Origin of the sequence: Rummeliibacillus sp. SL167, from assembly GCF_007896505.1 — a bacterium.
GTDB lineage: Bacteria > Bacillota > Bacilli > Bacillales_A > Planococcaceae > Rummeliibacillus > Rummeliibacillus suwonensis.
The window spans coordinates 41743-61534 of record NZ_VCBM01000003.1 but is presented as its reverse complement, the minus strand read 5'-3'; the positions used below and the strand labels follow the sequence as shown (position 1 = coordinate 61534).

General features: G+C 34.4%; 17 protein-coding genes and 2 pseudogenes. 8 read left to right on the top strand and 11 right to left on the bottom strand.

Annotation, left to right across the window (positions count from 1 at the left end):
* The first annotated feature begins 501 nt into the window (after nt 1–501).
* Entirely contained in the window at nt 502–1842 is a 1341-nt protein-coding gene (gene brnQ, locus FEZ13_RS13670; protein WP_146553153.1) for a branched-chain amino acid transport system II carrier protein, read from the top strand.
* 241 nt (nt 1843–2083) lie between these two features.
* On the opposite strand, the pseudogene FEZ13_RS13665 reads toward brnQ, so the two are convergent.
* Nucleotides 2084–2263, bottom strand: a pseudogene (locus tag FEZ13_RS13665) (response regulator); the annotation flags it as partial.
* A gap of 23 nt (nt 2264–2286) precedes the next feature.
* Nucleotides 2287–4032: an ABC transporter ATP-binding protein gene (locus tag FEZ13_RS13660; RefSeq protein WP_146553151.1), complete on the bottom strand. Its 1746-nt coding sequence runs from the start codon at nt 4030–4032 to the stop codon at nt 2287–2289.
* A 628-nt stretch (nt 4033–4660) separates the two neighbouring features.
* Here FEZ13_RS13660 and FEZ13_RS13655 point away from each other — a divergent pair.
* Nucleotides 4661–5194: a DNA-3-methyladenine glycosylase I gene (locus tag FEZ13_RS13655; protein ID WP_146553150.1), complete on the top strand. Its 534-nt coding sequence runs from the start codon at nt 4661–4663 to the stop codon at nt 5192–5194.
* Nucleotides 5195–5289: 95 nt separating this feature from the next.
* Here FEZ13_RS13655 and FEZ13_RS13650 read toward each other — a convergent pair whose 3' ends face one another.
* From FEZ13_RS13650 to FEZ13_RS13625, 6 genes are all read right to left on the bottom strand, one after another.
* Nucleotides 5290–6618 (bottom strand): CapA family protein, encoded by a 1329-nt coding sequence (locus tag FEZ13_RS13650; protein WP_146553149.1) that lies wholly within the window; start codon nt 6616–6618, stop codon nt 5290–5292.
* A gap of 34 nt (nt 6619–6652) precedes the next feature.
* Entirely contained in the window at nt 6653–7390 is a 738-nt protein-coding gene (locus FEZ13_RS13645) for an amino acid ABC transporter ATP-binding protein (protein ID WP_186725927.1), read from the bottom strand.
* 30 nt (nt 7391–7420) lie between these two features.
* Nucleotides 7421–8167 carry an amino acid ABC transporter permease gene (locus tag FEZ13_RS13640; RefSeq protein ID WP_146553148.1) on the bottom strand — a complete coding sequence of 249 codons (747 nt, stop codon included), beginning with the start codon at nt 8165–8167 and terminating at the stop codon, nt 7421–7423.
* Between the two features lie 82 nt (nt 8168–8249).
* Entirely contained in the window at nt 8250–9116 is an 867-nt protein-coding gene (locus FEZ13_RS13635; RefSeq protein ID WP_146553147.1) for a transporter substrate-binding domain-containing protein, read from the bottom strand.
* Nucleotides 9113–10204: a histidinol-phosphate transaminase gene (gene hisC / locus FEZ13_RS13630; protein WP_186725926.1), complete on the bottom strand. Its 1092-nt coding sequence runs from the start codon at nt 10202–10204 to the stop codon at nt 9113–9115. The genes FEZ13_RS13635 and hisC overlap by 4 nt, the downstream gene beginning before the upstream one ends.
* A gap of 1 nt (nt 10205) precedes the next feature.
* On the bottom strand, nt 10206–11318 hold the full coding sequence (locus FEZ13_RS13625) for an iron-containing alcohol dehydrogenase (RefSeq protein ID WP_186725925.1): 1113 nt from the start codon (nt 11316–11318) through the stop codon (nt 10206–10208).
* Nucleotides 11319–12181: 863 nt separating this feature from the next.
* Here FEZ13_RS13625 and FEZ13_RS13620 point away from each other — a divergent pair.
* The gene (locus FEZ13_RS13620; protein ID WP_146553144.1) at nt 12182–13060 is read left to right on the top strand and encodes an AraC family transcriptional regulator; all 879 of its coding nucleotides are present in this window, start codon (nt 12182–12184) and stop codon (nt 13058–13060) included.
* Nucleotides 13061–13137: 77 nt separating this feature from the next.
* On the opposite strand, the gene FEZ13_RS13615 is transcribed toward FEZ13_RS13620, so the two are convergent.
* Nucleotides 13138–14322, bottom strand: coding sequence for an MFS transporter (locus FEZ13_RS13615; RefSeq protein ID WP_146553143.1), 1185 nt, complete (start codon nt 14320–14322; stop codon nt 13138–13140).
* Between the two features lie 115 nt (nt 14323–14437).
* On the opposite strand from FEZ13_RS13615, the gene FEZ13_RS13610 reads away from it, so the two are divergent.
* From FEZ13_RS13610 to FEZ13_RS20165, 3 genes are all read left to right on the top strand, one after another.
* The gene (locus FEZ13_RS13610) at nt 14438–15310 is read left to right on the top strand and encodes a LysR family transcriptional regulator (protein ID WP_255473202.1); all 873 of its coding nucleotides are present in this window, start codon (nt 14438–14440) and stop codon (nt 15308–15310) included.
* A 186-nt stretch (nt 15311–15496) separates the two neighbouring features.
* Nucleotides 15497–15823, top strand: a complete 327-nt coding sequence (locus tag FEZ13_RS13605; RefSeq protein ID WP_146547765.1) for a YnfA family protein — start codon at nt 15497–15499, stop codon at nt 15821–15823.
* 30 nt (nt 15824–15853) lie between these two features.
* Entirely contained in the window at nt 15854–15988 is a 135-nt protein-coding gene (locus FEZ13_RS20165; RefSeq protein ID WP_255473177.1) for a hypothetical protein, read from the top strand.
* 297 nt (nt 15989–16285) lie between these two features.
* Here FEZ13_RS20165 and FEZ13_RS13600 read toward each other — a convergent pair whose 3' ends face one another.
* Entirely contained in the window at nt 16286–16711 is a 426-nt protein-coding gene (locus FEZ13_RS13600; protein WP_146553141.1) for an Lrp/AsnC family transcriptional regulator, read from the bottom strand.
* A 168-nt stretch (nt 16712–16879) separates the two neighbouring features.
* Between FEZ13_RS13600 and FEZ13_RS13595 the strand changes: the two are divergent.
* Nucleotides 16880–17218, top strand: a pseudogene (locus FEZ13_RS13595) (DJ-1/PfpI family protein); the annotation flags it as partial.
* Nucleotides 17219–17459: 241 nt separating this feature from the next.
* Here the strand turns inward: FEZ13_RS13595 and FEZ13_RS13590 are convergent.
* Nucleotides 17460–17672: a DUF2225 domain-containing protein gene (locus tag FEZ13_RS13590; RefSeq protein WP_146553386.1), complete on the bottom strand. Its 213-nt coding sequence runs from the start codon at nt 17670–17672 to the stop codon at nt 17460–17462.
* A gap of 263 nt (nt 17673–17935) precedes the next feature.
* Between FEZ13_RS13590 and FEZ13_RS13585 the strand changes: the two genes are divergently transcribed.
* A complete protein-coding gene (locus tag FEZ13_RS13585) occupies nt 17936–19720 on the top strand; it encodes a SulP family inorganic anion transporter (RefSeq protein WP_146553139.1) in 1785 nt (594 codons plus the stop codon).
* Nucleotides 19721–19792 lie beyond the last annotated feature (72 nt).

Genomic DNA, 19792 nt, shown 5'->3' with positions numbered 1-19792 from the left:
CCCATCTAAGTGAAAACAAAGCTATTAAAACTGGTGTGTTGATTAGGAAAAAATAGGTGATAATTTGGCATAACCCTAAAAAACATGTATTTTTAACTCCATTATGTAGATTGGAGAGGAGGCTTGCTTAAGTCCTCGAAAATGCATGCATTTCCTTCGTGCGGTGTGGATTCAGGAAGTCAATTCAATGTCCCACGGGAAAAGCGAACAGTTAAGACCTCGCAGCGAAGCGAGCAAGCCGTAGCGGAAATCAGCCCATATTCTATATTTTAATGGATGAAATTAGATAATCAGCGTCTGATCGATTATCTAATAATTGAGAGTCGGGTATTTCATAAAATCCTTTAGAAGCTTTTAGAGTGAATTATATTACACAAGCAGCTGTCTTATGCGGATAGTTGCTTTTTTTACTCTTGTACGCTTGTTGTTTCGTAAGAATATTGGTAATATACTAAAATTACTATATAAAATAAAAAATTTAAGTAATAAGGAGATTTCGTTATGCCATCAAAAATACCTTTCTCAACATATGCAGTCATCGGAACAATGCTTTTCGGCATGTTCTTTGGAGCAGGTAATTTAATATTTCCGATTCAGCTTGGACAGCTATCAGGTACACATTTCTGGCCTGCACTCATTGGATTTTTAGTAACCGCGATTGGTCTACCATTTATGGGTATTTTAGCAATTGGTTTATCCAATAGTAATGGTTTACGTGATTTAGGAAATCGTGTTCATCCAGTATTCGGACTTGTTTTTTCATTAGCTCTTTATTTGACGATAGGACCATTCTTCGCCATTCCACGTACAGCTACAGTACCGTTTGCAGTAGGATTTGAGCCTTATGTATCGTCCAATCATGTTGCACTAGCACTCGGGTTATTTAGCTTGGTGTTCTTTGCAATTGTCTATTACTTTTCACTAAATCCAGCGAAAATTATGGATTATATCGGTAAATATTTAACACCTGCATTTTTAGTGTTTTTATTTATTTTGATTATTACAAGTTTTATTTTTCCAATGGGGAGTTTTAAAAACCCGGTAGGAGATTATGTCAACCAAGCCTTCATGACAGGTTTCAAGGAAGGATACAATACGATGGATGCTCTTGCATCATTGGCTTTTGGTATTGTTGTGATCAATGCGATCAAGGGGCAAGGTATTACAAGTACAAAGGAAATTGCAAAGGCGACCTGGAAATCAGGGATTTTTGCTATGGCACTTATGATGCTTATTTATGGTTTTATCACATTTATGGGGGCAACAAGTGTTAAAGTGGTTGGATCACTTGAAAATGGTGGTCTTATTTTTGCGGCTGTTGCGAAACATTACTTTGGTTCATTCGGTGGTATCCTGCTAGCAATCATTATTGTTTTAGCATGTTTGAAAACAAGTATTGGCTTGATCACCTCATGTAGTGAATTTTTCCATGAGGTGTTCCCACAAATAAGTTATAAGTGGTTTGTGTTCATCTTATGTTTCGTGTCATTTGTTATTGCAAACTTTGGTTTAAATAATATTATTCGATTTGCCATTCCTGTATTAATGTTTTTATATCCATTAGCGATTGTACTTATTTTATTAACATTGATGGCACCTCTCTTTAAAGCACGTCGAAGTGTATATGCAACATCTATGTTTTTAACGTTTTTTGTAAGCTTGATTGACGGATATAAGTCGTTGGCTGCAAAGTTACCAGAAGCACAAGTAGGTTTTTTAGATTCAATTGAAAAGTTCTATGCCAATGTGTTGCCATTTTACGAAATGGGCTTAGGATGGGCAATCCCAGCGATTGCCGGAGCATTGATTGGCTATGTCTACGCATTCATCAAAAAGGCATGACTTCTATTCATGGTCTGTAAAAATATAAAATCTAATCAGATGTGTTTCTTATCCAGTTTTTTTCATTAAATAGGGTGTATTCGCTGATTTCCATTATGGCTTGCTCGCTTTTCTGGGGGAGTCGAGCAAGCCGTAGCGCCAATCTACATGAATGAAGCGAAAAATACATGTTTTTTTAGAATTACGCCAAATTTCCCCTAATGAATACACCTGAATCACGAATTTCTTTGCATAGCTGTCAACCATTCATATTAGGCATCATGATATCGATGATAGCTAAGTCGATTTTTATCTTATCTAATAGTGTCATTGCTTCTACATCATCGGAGGCTTCGTAAAGATCGAAACCTTCTTTTTTGAGAAAGAGTTGTAAAAGCTCTCGAATATGACAGTCATCATCAACAATCAATAGTTTTGTCATCTTTTTCATCCACTTCGATGGAACTATTCTATTTCGATTTTGTGTAACTGTTGATCTGCGAATTCACGGTATAAATCATGTGATTGATATAATTCCTGATGTGTTCCGCTACCTGTGATTCTTCCTTTTTCAAGGAAAATAATTTGGTCAGAATCGATAACCGTTGATAAACGATGGGCAATAACAATTGTTGTGCGACCTTTCATCAAGTCATTTAATGCCTGCTGAACGACTTTTTCAGATTTGCTATCAAGACTAGAAGTCGCTTCATCAAGCATTAGAATTTTGGGATTTCTCAAAAATGCTCGAGCGATCGCTATTCTTTGACGCTGTCCGCCAGATAGCTTCATCCCCCTTTCGCCCACTTCTGTGTCGTATCCATTTGGAAGGTCAGCGATAAATTGATCTGCATACGCCATTTTTGCAACGGTAGCGATCTCTTCATCCGTTACTTCGCGATTCATGCCGTAGCAGATATTATCGCGGATTGTTCCAGATACGATAGGGTTCTCTTGTGATACATAGCCAATTTGACTTCTCCAAGAGGAGAGAGAGAAATCGTTGATAGATTTACCACCGATTGAGATTCTTCCGCTATTTGGACTATAGAAGCGTTCAAATAGTGACAATAGAGTCGTTTTACCACTACCGCTTGGTCCAACAATAGCTGTGACATTACCCGCTTCTATGTTAAAGTTGATGTCTTTTAATATTTGATCTTTCATGTTATAGCTATAGTTTACATGTTCCACTTTGATGGATTCATGTATATTTTGTACTTCTTCAGCTGCATCAAGTTCTTTTTCAGATTCCAAAATAGCAATGATACGTTCAGTTGCACCTGTTGCTTTTTGGAATTGAGTGAAGAAATTAGCCATTTCTGCCATTGGCATAATGATTTGAAATAAATACATGATAAAAGCTACTAAAGAACCTGCAGTTAAAGCTCCAGATGATACGCGCATGCCACCGTAGCCTAATAATAAAACAAGAAGAATCATCATGACTAGAGTGATGATGGGGCTGATCAATGATTGCACTTTTGCTTCTTTTAAGCCAAAGTGCAATAGATTGGTAATGCCGCGTTTCCCATTGCCATATTCCTTTTCTTCGGCATTGGAAGATTTAACAAGGCGAATTTCCGATAATACCTGTTGAAGTATAGCGGTAAATTTTGCTGTTTCATCTTGGGTGTCTTTTGAGATTTTGTACATTGATTTTCCTAATGGCACTAGGATTAATGCCGCTAAAGGTATGGAGATGAACATCATTAATGTCATTTTCCAGTCAAGGATGAACAATACAATAATTGAACCTATTATTGAAATAATCCCTGCGACAAAATTGGCTAAATGATCGGATATTAATTCTTTTACGACAGATGTATCATTTGTCATGCGACTAACCGTTTCTCCTGAAGGATGTTCGTCAAAATAACTAACTGGTAGTACCAGTAGCTTTTTCCATAGTCTATCGCGAATACTTGCTACAACTGATTGACCGATTCGATTCAATAAATAAATAGAAAATCCGCTGGCTAATGCTTGTGCAAGAATAGCGATAACGAGAAACGAGACATTTTTAGCGTTTAACGCACTCATAGAAAAATCATTTACGAGATTTTTAGTGAAAAGCGGTACTAATAATCCGACACCTGTGGTAGTTAAGCTCAATATGAGAGCGATTCCTATCATTAATTTGGAAGGTTTCGTTTGCTGGACTAATTGCAAGAATTGGCGCCATCCCTTTTTTTCTTTGGTTTGTTTCATATAAATATGCTTCCTTTCTAGCTTTGTTATAAAGAGTATATAAAAAAGTTATGAACTGAATATGAATTACTAGATCGTTTAATCTTATTCTGCATGAACAGCGAGTAACCACTCATTTCAAAATTTAAGTACACTTTCATAATTGGTTTTTTCTGCCCCGTACATGAGTTTTTATATAGAAAATCTACATGACCGTCAATAGACGACATCATTAGCATGAAAAAGGTATGTGGGGGCGAGGCATATTCCTAAAAATCCCGATTGTCTTCACTTTCGCTGCGCCCATTGTTGTACTTCCTGTATTATTTAATGGGGAATAAAAAAACTTCACTAGTCGAAGTCCACTTTATCACGAAAATGATAGAAAGAGAAAGATTATGTATAATTGGTAAAGTAAATCAAATGAAATAGGAAATGGTGAATTATTAATGATCAAAAGATGTGCATGGGCAAAGGAAAAAAAACCTTTATCCCGCATTAACGGGCAGTAATACCCCCCTACCTCAAAATTCAGCGAAAGTAAAACAGTTAGGTGGGAGATCAACTGCCCGTAAAAGCCCGATTGGTTCAACTAATAATCAGTGGGGGATGAAGAAAACCCCCCACTGATTAAAGTTTCACTTTATATGTGGGGTATCATGATAAAGAATGGGGGGTTCCTGTTTATGATGATCGGCTATTGTTTGAAATGTTATGTCTAGAAGGGGCGCAAGCCGGACTTAGTTGGTGGACGATCTTGCAAAAAAGAGAAAATTATCGAGATGCTTTTGACCAATTTGAAGCTGAAAAAATTGTTATGTGTACCGATGAGAAATTACAATCACTGCTAGAAGATAAGGGGATCGTTCGCAATAGGATGAAAATCCAAAGTGTCGTAACAAATGCAAAGACATTTTTGAAAATTCAAAGGGAGTATGGTTCATTTTCTAGTTATATATGGAGCTTTGTCGATAACAAGCCCATTATAAACAATTGGGAGACAGAAAAAGAAGTCCCTACCTCCAATGAAATAAGTGATCGAATGAGCAAAAAGTTAAAAAAGGATGGATTTAAGTTTGTTGGCAGTACAATTTGTTACTCCTTTATGCAAGCTGTAGGAATGGTGAATGATCACACAATCGAATGTTTCTGCCATCCTGCTTTTCATAAAGATGTAAGATAGGTTAGTGATTCGGGAAAGTAAAGAGGTACAATTCAACAAGATGCTGAATTGTACCTCTTTAGCTTTTTTCTATATAAACAATATTAAATAAGTATTTAGATGGAATTTATAATGATAGTGCCTTTATCTTTATTGTATACAAATTGTGTTCCGTAACGCTGACTTATCCGATTTAGATCATGAGCGATCTCATATCCGACTTCAGGGGAAGCAATTTGAGGAAGTCCTCGATCGAGAGGATGTTCACGGTTAAGCCCCAAGTCAAGTGGTAATAATTCGAAAGAAAGATTGTCTTTATCTTTATGAAACACAACTAACACATTTTTGGAAAAACGACGATCTGCACTAAAACCAATGAAATTCCCATCTTTGTCTTGAGATCTAGCTCTGTGTAAATCTGAAGGATAGGATGTCTTATCTAACCCATAGACCTCGTACATTTCTGGTGGTATTTTAGACTCACCTGCTTCAAATTCCATTAACAAGCTTCCAATATTATAGAAAATAGGTTTTCCTTTATAAATTTCTACTCCACGTAATAAGTGAGCCCCATGTCCAATAACAGCTGTGGCCCCTGCATCAATTGCCTTTCTTGCGAATTCTTCAACAAAAGCAGGGGGATAAGGAGAATACCAATTTTCATTTATACCTTCATGTGTATGCAAACTTAAAATGGTTAGATCTGAACGTTTAGAAGCATCCTTTATACTATTTAAAGTAGCCTTAGCATCTTTTTCCTTTATAAAAGTACGAACGTGTGCATATTCACCTTTTTCGATTTGTAAGTTTCCTTCAAAAAGAGAACCAAATTTAAATTCGTCTGGTCCAGGTATAGGCCAAGTTTCTACTTTTAATCCTTCTAACCGGCTTTGTGCTGTCCCTAATAGCTGATCAATTTTTTTGAGTTCTTCAAATTCCTTTTCAGGTAATACATATGCTTGACCCCATCTAAGTGGATTTAATCCAGGCCTGGCAGCTATTCCTGCTCCGGCAGAACTTGCTGCGAAAACTTCTGAACGAGTCGTACTAGTAGCAATAATTCCAATACGACCAAGGGGTGTATCTAAAAATCGAGGTTGTCGAGCTTCTTCAATGCTACGCCCTATACCACAATGTATTAAATTCCTTTTTTCTGCTGCATCAATTGTATCTAATACGCCCTTCCAACCAAAGTCCCCAATGTGATTATTAGCAAATGAAAGCAATTTAATGTTTAAATCGACAAATTCATCTAAGGTTTGTGGGTTTACTGAGGTCATATAACCACGACCAGAGGCAGGTGGTGTAGTTTGTTGAGGTGTGCAAAACTCTGCATTAGCAAAAACTGCATCTGCATGTAATAAATAATCGATTAATTTTTGGTCTAATCGATTTACTAAATTTCGACTAGAAAATAAAGCGTCTCCGCAAGCTATAAACTTCATTATAAAACCTCCTTAAGCTCAACGTACCAATATATTAATGAACGTATACTCTTTCTAAGAATTTCTTTGTTCGTTCTTCTTTTGTATTTTCAAAAATCTCTTTAGGAGTGCCTTCTTCAATGATAGTGCCTTCACTCATAAAAATAATTCTATCTGAAACTTCTTTTACAAAATTCATTTCGTGAGAAACGATAATCATTGTTTGACCATCCTCCGCAAATTGACGAATGACATCTAAAACCATACCAACCATTTCAGGATCTAAGGCTGATGTTGGTTCATCAAACAATATAATCTGAGGATTAAGTGCTACAGCTCTAGCAATTGCCACACGCTGTTGTTGTCCACCAGATAGCTGTGAGGGATAATAATTTTTTCGATGCTCGAGTCCAACTTTTTTAAGTAAGTTCTCAGATATAGTTCTAGCTTCTTCTTTCGTTTTCTTGTGTACTTTTATTAGACCTAATTCAATATTCTCTCTTGCTGTCTTTTCTTTAAAAAGATTAAATTGTTGAAATACCATAGCTGTATTCTTACGCATATATGAAATATTTTCCTTTTTTACAGTTTCTGCGTCAAATGAAACATCTCCAATGGTGAAATGACCTTTATTGGGTTTTTCTAAATAATTTATGCATCTTAAGAAGGTTGATTTTCCAGAACCGGAAGGACCAATAAGCGATATCACTTCACCCTTGGATATGGTTAGATTCATATTTTTTAATATTTGTTGTTTACCAAAACATTTTTGCAGATCTCGGATTTCTAGCAATTTTTTCACCTCTTCATAGCTTTTTTAATCCTACTGAAAATCAATAGATTCCTTTTCATTTGTCTCAGCAATGCCACGTTCGCTTTTTTTTAGACGTTTTTCCATATAAATAAAAATTCTTGAGAAGATTATCGTTAATCCCCAATAAATAATAGATAGAGCTATATACATTTCAAAATGCCTTAAGTTTCTCGATGCAATCAGTTGACTGGCAGCTGTCATTTCCATTACTGCACATACAAATGCTAAAGAAGTACCTTTTAACAATCCAATAAATATATTTCCTAACGATGGAATAGCTACAATCAATGATTCTGGCAAAATAATATTAAAAAAGGTTTGAGGGTAGCTCATTCCTATAGAAAGGGCTGCTTCTACTTGTCCTTTATCGACAGATTGGATGGCTGCTCGAATTGTTTCTGAAGCATAAGCTGCTTCGTTGAATGAAAAAGCTACAATAACAAAAATAATACTTGGTATATGGTTAATAGAATAGTCTTTATCAAAATAGTAATTAGTATATTGTAGTAGTATAGGGATGCCATAATACGCGATATATAATTGAACTAACTGTGGTGTTCCTCTCATATAGGATATATATATATTGACAAGTGGTTTTAATATAGGAATGTTATTGATTTTGATCAAAGCCAAGATGAATCCTAAGATTAAAGCAAAGAAAGCAGAAATAATAACTATTTCGAGTGTAATAGGCAAATATTTAATGATTTCCGGTATCCCTTTTAAGACATAATGATAATCAAATAAATTTGGCATATTTTTTTCTCCTACTGTATTTTATAAAGTTACCCTTAAAGGAAAAGTATTGAAACCTCTAGAGGTAAGAGAATGTGTCACTTTATTTTGATTCGTAGTTTTCTTTGCTTGAATAATCTTTTCCTAAAAAATGAATAGATAATTTTGTCAATGTACCATTGTCTCTTAATTTTTTGATCACTTTATCAAAACTATCTGCTGTTTTTTGCCCTTCCGAAGTTTTAGGAAAGACAAACCAGTGGTCTGGACTACCGAGTTCCTCAATATCTTTTTGAGGCAAAGTAACATAATCGAATTTATAGTTATACTCGTCTTCATACATTTTTAGTCGAGACTCAACCCCTTTTAAAATATCGATTGTACCATTGTATACTTGTAAGTATGAAGTTCCCCAATCTTGATCTGAATATTTCACTTTAATGGGATTATTTTTATACTTTTTATTGTAGTTCTCTACAAATAGTTGCCAAGAGTCGCCTTTAGAATTACTAACAGTTTTTAAACCACCTAAGTCTTCAACAGAATTAATAGGATGTTCCTTCAAAAATCCCTTTCTTACAAAAAATCCAGCAGGTTCATAATAGTGAGTTTCTTTAGGGAAAATATATTTTTCTTCCCTTTCTGGCGTTTTCGAAATATTGTTAAACCCTAATTGATATCTACCACTATCTATTCCTGTGAAAATACTAGCAAACTCCGTTGTTTGAATGTCGATTTTATAATCTTTTAATTCGCTATCAATGGCCTTTAATACTTCTACTTCATAACCGGTCAATTTTCCTTTATCGTCCATATATTCCAAAGGACGTGTTGTACCTTCTGTGGCGGCAACAAGCGTTTTTACTCTTGAATTAGTGTCGCTATTGCTATTTTTATTTCCGCAACCTACTAGTGCTATAAGTAATGATGAGGTTATAATGCCAATTTTTAATAAATTTGATTTTTTCATGATTTTTCCTCCAAATTTGTCTGAATAATTTCTTCCAAAGCCTTAATAAATTGCTGATTTACTTCATTTGTTCCTATTGATATACGAATACATTGATTTAAACCAAATTCTTTACCACTTTTTACTAAAATGTGTTTTTGTTTTAATTTTTCTTCAATATTGTTTGTATCGACTTTCATATCGATCAAAATGAAATTTGTCTGCGTTTTAATATACTTAAGACCCAATCTGTCTAATTCTTTATATAAATAGGAGCGTTCCTCTATAATTGATTCTAGCGTTTGAATCTGAAATTGCTTATCCTCAATACTTGCTTTTGCTGCCACAGCTCCTAAACGATTATGGTTAGGAGGAATACGGAATGGATATAAGTCATGGATAATGTTAACATTGGATATTCCGTATCCAATTCTTAGAGAAGCTAGACCATAAAATTTAGAGAAAGTTCTAAGTAAAATAATATTGTCAAATTTTTTCATCAACGATATAGAATCCATTAGATCATATTGCTCGGCAAATTCAATATAAGCTTCATCAATGACAACTAGAATAGATGAAGGAACAAATTGTAAAAAAGAACAGATTTCATGGTATGATAATAATGTTCCTGTTGGATTATTAGGATTACATAGCCATATAATTTTTGTTTTTTCAGTTATTTTATCTAACATTTCTTCTAAGAAGATGGCATCCTTTTTTAAAGGAACTTCTATAACGTTTCCATTAGTTATTAGACTAAATTTTTTATACCAATTAAATGATATGGTTGGTACTATACATTCGTTTCCTTCATCGATGTATACTTTTGCGATTAGAGAGAGAAGTTCATATGAACCGTTTCCGATGATGATCTGATCGGGATGTATATTTAAATGGTTTGCAATACTCTGTCGTAAAATCATCGCAGAATTTTCAGGATAGCTAGCTAAGGATGATAATTCATTTGTAATGGCTTCAAACACTTTGTTGGACTGTCCAAACATACTTTCATTTCGATTCATTTTTACATACGTAGTATCGATTAAATCTAATGTTGATTGTTGATAATCTGTGCAATATTTTTCCAAATTAGATTTCACTTTTAGCATTTCATAAATTCGCCTCTTTTTTTGCTTTTTTATGAATAACAATATCATTTACTTTAAGAATTGCTTTCTGGATTTCTTTTGAAGTTTTTATGTGCTGTAAAAATCTAATTTTGTCTTTGTTTTTCCAAAGGTTATTAGCAAGGTGCTCCAATTGGTACACTTCGGTTATTCCCATATCTTCTAATGTATAATTGAAATTAAATTTTTCGAAGAAGTTCAACGCATCTTTAAACTCTTTAGAAGAGTTTTGTTCCAGCATGATCTGAGTTAAGATACCAAATCCAATAATTTCTCCGTGTAATAAATTTTTGGTAGATTGGATCTTTGTCACTTCGTTATAAAAAGGGTGTGCGAATCCTGGAAATTTCAATTCAGATGAATAGCATCCTGCAATTCCGGTTAAGGCAATCACATTAATTATCGTTTGAATGACTAAATTAGAGCTTTTTCCCTGTTTGAAATCTGTTGTAATGTTAGGAGTATTTGATTCCAAAAACTCAAATGCTTGTTTGGCAACATTCAAGGAGAAAAGCAAATTCAAATCATTAGTATACATTTCGCGATAGGGTCTACTTTCATACCATTTTGCTACTGCATCCATGATTCCTGCATAGATGTATCGAATTGGTGCCTGCACAATGATGGATGAGTCTGCAATAACGTATTCAGGACTAAATTGATTGACCACACTTCGATCATAGGAACCATTTTCTAAATAAAGTATAGAATTACACCTCCAAGCTGCACTTGTAGCCGCAATAGTAGGAACGGTTATGATTTTGATATTTGCTAAGGTAGCAGCGTATTTCATCACATCAATGACTCTACCGCCACCAATAGCAATGACTAAGTCTGCTTTTTCTTTCTTAATATCTTCAGAGTATTTTACAGCTTGTTCAATAGTAGGGTAGTTTTCGAATAATCTTGTTGAATATTTCATATTTTCTTTTTTTAAAGCGGAAATTATCTTATTTTTAACAGCTGCATAACTTTTTTTTGTACCAACAATGTATGCGTTTGTTCCAATTTTTTTGGAATAATAACTTATGTCGTTGAGAACACCTTCCCCGCATAAAAAATTTTGTGGATTTTTAATAACTTGAACGTTTTCCATTGTATTCATCCTTTTTTATCCCGTATGAACGAGCAGTAGTAAGATTCCCACTTCAAGATTCAAGTGAACTTTCGTAAGCGGCCACTTTCCTTTGTCCATGGAACCATGAAAAAATTTTTTTACTCAGAAAGAGCAGAATGATAAGTGGTCGGTTCAGTTCATACACAAGTAGGAAACAAGAAAATCCACACTGTGTGAAGATTCCTTTTTAGAAAGCTTAAAAAAATGGTACTAGTCTGCATAATATACAAGAAATAATTGTGATGTTTAAGATCACAAATCTTAATTGTATGTGAATATATTAATTACTATAATTCCTACTTGTAAACATTGATTTTAATAAAGGGCAATATCTTTATATTAAAACGCAATATTTTTATAAATATAAGTTCATATGCTAGTACTAGATTTTGAAATAAAGTATTTATAAGGAAAACGATATTCTATCAAATTTGTCAAAGGAATATAAGTATAAACGAAGTGAAAATTTCATGTCATAGTCATGTATATAGAAAAAGTTTAAAGTTGGATATGTGATTATTAAATCGATTAAAATGATATAATTGAGATGAGTCAGTATAAATTTTTTATTTTTAATCCTACATGCAGTAAGACACCTAATTTCAAAACTAGAGTAAAAAGCAGAGGATAAGCGGAGAGATCAAAAAGCTTCTACTGAGTAAAAGCTCAATTTACCAGCCTTGGGAAAAGTTTTGAAGATCTCATTTTGTTACTCTATATATTAATGGCCTTTCTTTTGTTGCAAATAACCATTACTATCGAGAAAAAGAAACTATTATGATTTTAAAATATGTTTGAATTTGATTATTAATGGAGGAAGACTGTACGTCTACACTTTAAAAATGGATAAACGAATTAAACCACGTCAACAACTTGTAGAAAATGTCTTTGAATTTAAGTTGAAAAATAAGACCAATAATGGTGATTGGAATCTTTATCATTCACATCCAGGGGTTGAATTTTTATATATACATCAAGGAGAGGGAAATGTAATTATTAATAATAAAATTCAAAAGGTAATACCTGGAACGTTAGTTATTTCACAACCTTATCAATTGCATCATATGATTGTCAAAAGTACACCACAGAAGCCTTATATTCGAACGCCACTTATTATTGATCCTTATTGGGCTAAAAAATATTTTGAACTTTTTTTTACGCTTAAACCCTTTTTTTATACGATATGGAAACAGCATCTTCCGCAATATGTTTTATACCTAGAGAAAAAACAACAAGAACAAATTCAATATTATTTTCAAAGTTTTGAAGAAAGAACTGAAGGGTTACCGATAGAAGAGAAACAAGAAGAGGTAATCATATTACTTATCTCGATTTTACGTATGTTAAAGAAAATATTTACGGAATATGAAGAAAGCGGGTTGCCTAATCCTTCTAGGTCAAACAAACGTTTAGTAGAATCCCTTATAGAATGGATTGATGAAAACTACAATAGGCAATTTTCTCTGCAAGAATTAGCTGATACGTTACATGTATCACCTTATTATGCATCTCATTTATTTACTCAAGAAACTGGTGGAACTATTAGTCAATATGTTGCTTCACGTAGAGTTTATGAAGCGAGTGTTCTTTTATCTACTACATCACAGTCTGTAACACAAATAGCAAAAAATATAGGATTTAATAGCAGCTCATATTTTTGTAAAATTTTTAAAAAGAAAACGGGTTTATCTCCTCAAGCATATAGACAAAAAAATAGCTGATTTATATAAATTATTGTCTTTTAAAAGTAACATTAGGGTACCGATAAATTATGATATCATTTATGAAAAACTTCTATTTATTTAATATGCTTTAGCTTAATCTCTACTAGTCCAAGTAAGATAAATCCAAGGATGCAGCAAATAATCATGATTCCAACAACACCATTCCATCCGCTTGTATCGTAAAAGTTCCCACCAATTGTTCCAATAACACTTGAGCCAATGTAGTAAAACAATAGGTAAAGAGAAGATGCATAAGCTTTTGCGGCTGGAATAGCGGAGCTACTTACCCAACCGCTTACTAGGTTGTGCCATGCGAAAAAGCCACATGATAAGATAAATAATCCCATTAATACAATAGGTAAGAAATGTACAGCTGTTAGACTAATACCGATTAGGGCACTAACTAAGCTTGCACAGAGCATTTGTGCACGAGAAAAGCGATCACTTAATTTACCGACTGTCATGGAACCTATAGAACCCATTAACTGGAAGATAAAGATAAAACCAACTAGTGTTTGACTTAAGCCGAAATCCTTTATTAAGGGGAAACCGATATAGTTGAACATAGCCACATATACACCGAGTGCTAGAAAACCAAGTCCGTAGAAATACCAAAGCTTTGTATCCTTACATGCAGCAATGATACCACCGATCCAGTTTTTTATCGAAAATTCCTGCGGTACAAAATGTTTGGATGGCTCCACTAAGAATATAAAAATAATAGATAAAATCATCGTCAAAGTACCAAGCACAAATACAGCTATATGCCAATTTGATAGATCAAGAACAGAGCTAGAAACGATTCGACCAAAGAAGCCCCCAAAACCACTACCTGTGATATAGACAGCGAGAGATTTAGGAAATTGGTTGCCAGATAGCTCTTCTGCTAAATATGTAACAGCAATTGCTGGGAACCCGGCTAACGCAAATCCTTCAAGAGCGCGAATGGTTAGTAGGATTTCGAAGTTTGGTGCAAATCCGACGAGTATATATAGAATGGACGAACCAATTAGTGAAAATACCATTATATTTTTTCGTCCCCATGTATTTGAAATAGCCGCCATCACTAGCATGCCAAATGCGAGCGTGAATGTTGAAATCGATAATACTAAACTAGATTCAGATGCACTCATATAAAAATCATGGGTGAAATGTTGGATAAATGTTTGAGGACCATAAAGGTTGGCAAACGTAACAAGACTTCCGATTAGCATCCCCCAAGTAATTTTATTTGTTTTTGCTTCGTCTGTAACATCCATAAAAAAATTCCCTCCTACAGCTATTAATGTACGCCGATCTATTCATAACGTCTAATATTGAGTTATTATTGATTTAATAACCATTGTTTATCGAAGGAGAGTGTTATGATTGGAAATGCACCAGCTTCGTTATTTTCAAGCGATTGCACAGACGAAAAATTATAATCATGCCGCTAATCTGCTGCATGTATCACAACCTGCGTTAACGAAAGCTATTCATAAATTAGAGGAAGAACTTGGCGTTCCATTATTTAATCGTATAGGACGTTCCATTGAGATTAGTCTTTATGGAGAAAAATTTTTAGAATTTGTCGAGGAAGGACTGCAATCATTGGATCGTGGTGTACAACAATTGCAAAGTATGAAAGATCCTTTGCAAGGAACGATCCGCTTGGCATTTTTGCAATCGATTGGTACGACGATTTTGCCAAAGATTCTTAGAAAATTTAAGGAACGCTATCCAGATGTGCAATTCGATTTACAACAATGTAATTCACAAAGAGCGTTGGAGCTTGTGGAAAACAATGAAGTCGATTTATGCCTGGCTACTAATTTTAGTCGTTCTTTTAATCAATCTAATTGGGTACGTATCAAAAATGAACAGCTATATGGCTATTGTTCCATTACCCATCCATTCCATAAGGTCAAATCACTATCGATTCAAGATTTGCGCGATGAACCTTTTATCGGATATAAGGATTATTTATTGATGCAAAAGCAAGTGATGAAATGGTGTCACGATGCAGGGTTTACGCCGAATATTGTTTTCCAAGGAACAGATGTACCAACAATGGCAGGGCTCATTTCTGCCAATTTAGGTATCGGTATTTTGCCTTATTATTCAGGCTTAGAGGCATTACATATTCATCGATTTGAAATTGCAGACATCCATTGTGAGCGAGAAGTTGGCCTTGCGTGGAAGGCGGATGCGATATTGAGTGCTTCTACACAATTGTTTATAGAGTTCACAAGTTCAAATTATGAATAATGGTGAAATACGTTATATCTATAAAAATTCTATGACCTAGTTTTGAAGGGCTAGCTTGTTGAAATATTTTGAATGAAATAATCACGATTTCTATTGTATTGAGGCTGAAGTTTTTTAGCATGTATGCTTGAGGAAGCGCGAATTTTAAAATAGGGTTCAATGTAAAATATGGAAAGAGGTGATCACATGATAAATGCTGTTGTATTATTTATTCTAGCTGGTATTGCAGAAATTGGTGGAGGATATTTAATATGGTTATGGCTAAGAGAGGGTAAGCCTTTATATTGGGGAATTGTAGGAGGAATCGTATTAGCGATCTATGGTGTAATTGCTACATTTCAGAATTTTCCTTCCTTTGGTAGAGTTTACGCAGCTTATGGAGGAGTATTTATTGTTCTTTCAATTTTATGGGGATGGGGAATCGATAAAAAAACACCAGATTTATATGATTGGGTCGGAGCAGCTATCTGTATAGTAGGCGCTTCCATTATCCTTTTTGCACCACGACACTAAAAACGAAACACAAAGGCTGGGTTGTTGTAAATGAATGAAAGTAAAACACAAAAAAAGAAAGAAACAAAGGAAGAAGCTAATAATATCAAAGATTTGTTTGGAGAGATTACTGGTTCAGTCATAGGTGATATCATTTTAAATATATTAATATTTATCCCGCGTTAACGGGCAGTAAGACTCCCATCTCAAGATATAGAGAGAAACGAGAAAGATAGATGGGGGATCAACTTCCGCATGCGTCCGATTGGTTCAACTAACCATCAGTGGGGATGAAGAGAACCCCCACTGATGGAGTTTCACTTTATTCCTCGAATGTTTTGGCGATTGTTAAAGATAATTTTTTCAAATTAATGTCTCATACATATTTAGATTTAGCCGCTCATATTCATGACTTTATTTATGTAATGTTCAAAGTTGTACAAGAAAGAAGGCATGAATTATTATAGTAGAGCACTTAGTCAGTTAGAAAGGTTCAATGCTCTTTTTTTCATGTGAGGATAACACGATGTTAGTAGATGGTGTACCGTATGGCATTGAGGCATCGATGAATTGTTCTAAGGTTTCCACAGAATTTGTTGCTAATTTAACGATATAACTGATTTCTCCTGCTACGCGGTAACATGTTAAGACATCTGGATGGTTATGGCAAAATGTTGCTAACGCTTTACAATCTTTAGATTCAAATAAAATAATGGCCTGAATGGGGCGGTCTATTTTTTTAAAATTTAGATGAGCATGATAGCCTTCGATCACTTGTTGTTCTTCTAGTTTTCGAACACGTTCAATAACTGCCGGAGAAGACAGGTGGATATTTTCGGCTAACTCTTTCATGGATATTTTTGCGTTTAACTGCAATTCTTTTATAATTTGTTGGTCAATTTGATCCAAATCGTTCATCTCCTTTTTTTATCCCGCTTTAACGGGCAGTAAGACCCCATCTCAAGATATATAGAGAGACGAGAAAGATGGATGGGGGATCAACTTCCGCATGCGTCCGATTGGTTCAACTAACCATCAGTGGGGATGAAGAGAACCCCCACTGATGGAGTTTCACTTTATAAGGATGCATACCATGAATCATTTTTAAATGTTATTAGACATTTTGATAAACAGCAAAAGCCGATAGCTAGTATTTGTGTGGCATCGCTTGCATTGGGGAAAAGTGGAATTCTAAAAGGAAGGAAAGGAACGACCTATCATCATCCAACGAGCATTAGAACGCAGCAATTAGAGAATTTTGGAGCAGATGTACAAAACAAGCGAATCGTTCAAGACCAGCACATTATCACATCATCCAATCCTAGTACAGCATTCGATGTAGCCTTTTTGTTGCTTGAAAAATTAACATCAAAAGAAAATACCGCACATGTAAAAGACTTGATGGGTTTTACTTAAACATTGGGTACTGGTTATATGATATTGTCTGCAACTTCAAAACTCGGATAGAAAATAGATTATATTCTATCCGAGTTTTTATTGTGAAAATTTTGGTGTCTTGTTTAGAATTTATGGCGATAAGCGTTTGCTTTTAATGGTTTTCTTTGTATTTTATCAAACCATATTTTATCTTTTTCTTCTTGCTTAAGGGTATGGGTAATTGATTGAGAGCATTCTCTACAGATTTTTGAATGATTCGTTAAATTCCAAATGTGCGAACCATTGATTTATGATAGGCATATCCGCAATGAGGGCAGACTGCAACTTCATATAACATTGGATTTAGCCCGTCGTATTTAGGCATAAAGTCTGTATCTTGATCAACTACTTTATAACGGTTTGGACGTACTTTATATGTAGTGAATTTCTTTTGACAGCATTGACATTCAATTTTGCTCTCATAATAATAGATATTAACACCCGTTTAATACCTCTCCTTTTTAGTACAGAAGTATAAATTTATTTTACAATATTTTATTTATTAATAGGTAAAAAGAACTTATAAATGAATATTTTTTAAGTTATCTTCCATAGAAGATTCATTATTGTTGTGAATAGAAAAATATGAAATAGCAGTACTCTTTACAAATTCTCATCCGTGTTATATATTCAAATAACAGTATATTCAAATAATCAGATATTCAATTATTGAAAGATACAGAAGGAAGGATGATTATGCTGAAAAGGTTAGAGTTCTCAGGGAGATATGCGGATTACTCCTTGCAGAAATTTCAAAAGGATTTATTATCAGGTGTAATCGTAGCTGTTATTGCTATTCCATTAGGGATGGGGTTCGCCATTGCTTCGGGAGTAAAACCTGAATATGGAATATATACAACCATTATTGCTGGAATTTTGATCTCACTATTAGGAGGCTCAAAATTTCAAATAGGGGGTCCTACAGGAGCATTTATACCAATCCTATTTGGTATTGTCCTATCATATGGTTATGAGGATCTATTAGTAGCTGGATTTTTAGCAGGAATTTTGCTTATTTTGATGGGTGTTTTTAAACTTGGATCGCTGATAAAATTTATTCCAAGACCTGTGACAATAGGATTTACAACAGGGATCGCCGTCACCATTTTTGTTGGGCAAATCGCTAATTTTTTAGGACTTCAAAATGTTGAAAGTAAGGAATTATTTATAGATAATTTGAAAGAAATTGCCGCTCACTTATATACAGTGAATATTTATAGCATTTTCACCGCCGCCATTTGTTTGTTATTGATTCTATTTATCCCAAAATGGATTCCCAAAATACCTGGACCTCTGATCGGTATTGTCGTTTCTACAATTATTGCGACCATTTTTTATCCAACAGAGGTTGCAACGATCGGTTCTAAGTATGGGGAAATTCCAAGCTCTTTACCCCAGTTCCAATTTCCTGATATAACATGGGAAAAAATTGTTCATCTATTAAGACCTGCTTTTGTCATTGCTATTCTTGGGGGAATTGAATCATTATTATCTGCGGTTGTAGCTGATGGCATGACCAATAGCAAACATCATAGTAATCGAGAACTGATTGGCCAGGGAGTAGCAAATGTGGTAACACCACTTTTTGGAGGTATACCTGCAACTGGTGCTATTGCGAGAACGGCTACGAATATTAAAACCGGCGCTGTATCACCAATCTCTGGTATTGTTCATGGCTTAGTTGTATTGCTCGTATTAATATTGTTTGCGCCATATGCAACGAATATTCCGCTTTCCAGTATGGCACCGGTTTTAATGATTGTCGCATGGAATATGAGTGAAAGAAAGGTATTTTATCAAGTACTAAAAACGAAAACGGGTGATTCTTTAGTTATAGCGGCTACATTTTTGTTAACGGTTTTTATTAATTTAACAGTAGCAGTAGAATTTGGTCTTCTCCTAGCCGTTATTTTGTTTATAAAGAATATGAGTTATCATATGGTTACGAAAAAAGCTTTACCAAATCACACTAGAAAAAATGCGAAAGTTGAAGTGCAAGCGACAACTTCTCAGTATGGCTGCCCACAAATTAGTATTTTCAATATTGAGGGGCCATTGTTTTTTGGAGCTGCACAATCATTTGCGGACAATATTATGAATTCGATTCACTACAAACCAAAAGTATTGCTCCTAAGGATGAATAAAGTACCTTTTATCGATACAACTGGAAATTATTATTTAACCAGTATTGTCAAGAATTTTTCAAAACATGGAATTGTTTTAATCTCTGGGTTAAAAGACCAACCGATAGCGTTTATAAAACAAACTGGATTATATCGTATAGTTGGGGAGGAGCATTTTTTTGATCATACAGGTGAAGCAATCGATTATGCTCTGTTACAATTAGACAAAAATAGATGTATTGGCTGTAAGAGATTTGTTTTTAATGAATGTACAGCATTATCTTGTGCTGGGGATCTTCAAAAAGTAAAAAAGAAAAATGATCAGGTTCGTAAAAAGTCATTGATGACTCATGAATAATATTTTTTGTCAGGATTCAGTAAGAGATAAAAAAGCTCTATGTATGAAAAGTTTGATTATGTTCGATGACGT

What these genes read in the sequence shown, in the direction of transcription:
- brnQ (WP_146553153.1), top strand. Translation starts at nt 502, where the DNA reads ATGCCATCAAAAATACCTTTCTCAACATATGCAGTCATCGGAACAATG.
- FEZ13_RS13660 (WP_146553151.1), bottom strand. Translation starts at nt 4,032, where the DNA reads ATGAAACAAACCAAAGAAAAAAAGGGATGGCGCCAATTCTTGCAATTA.
- FEZ13_RS13650 (WP_146553149.1), bottom strand. Translation starts at nt 6,618, where the DNA reads ATGAAGTTTATAGCTTGCGGAGACGCTTTATTTTCTAGTCGAAATTTA.
- FEZ13_RS13640 (WP_146553148.1), bottom strand. Translation starts at nt 8,167, where the DNA reads ATGCCAAATTTATTTGATTATCATTATGTCTTAAAAGGGATACCGGAA.
- FEZ13_RS13635 (WP_146553147.1), bottom strand. Translation starts at nt 9,116, where the DNA reads ATGAAAAAATCAAATTTATTAAAAATTGGCATTATAACCTCATCATTA.
- hisC (WP_186725926.1), bottom strand. Translation starts at nt 10,204, where the DNA reads ATGCTAAAAGTGAAATCTAATTTGGAAAAATATTGCACAGATTATCAA.
- FEZ13_RS13625 (WP_186725925.1), bottom strand. Translation starts at nt 11,318, where the DNA reads ATGGAAAACGTTCAAGTTATTAAAAATCCACAAAATTTTTTATGCGGG.
- FEZ13_RS13620 (WP_146553144.1), top strand. Translation starts at nt 12,182, where the DNA reads ATGGATAAACGAATTAAACCACGTCAACAACTTGTAGAAAATGTCTTT.
- FEZ13_RS13615 (WP_146553143.1), bottom strand. Translation starts at nt 14,322, where the DNA reads ATGGATGTTACAGACGAAGCAAAAACAAATAAAATTACTTGGGGGATG.
- FEZ13_RS13610 (WP_255473202.1), top strand. Translation starts at nt 14,438, where the DNA reads ATGCACCAGCTTCGTTATTTTCAAGCGATTGCACAGACGAAAAATTAT.
- FEZ13_RS13605 (WP_146547765.1), top strand. Translation starts at nt 15,497, where the DNA reads ATGATAAATGCTGTTGTATTATTTATTCTAGCTGGTATTGCAGAAATT.
- FEZ13_RS20165 (WP_255473177.1), top strand. Translation starts at nt 15,854, where the DNA reads ATGAATGAAAGTAAAACACAAAAAAAGAAAGAAACAAAGGAAGAAGCT.
- FEZ13_RS13585 (WP_146553139.1), top strand. Translation starts at nt 17,936, where the DNA reads ATGCTGAAAAGGTTAGAGTTCTCAGGGAGATATGCGGATTACTCCTTG.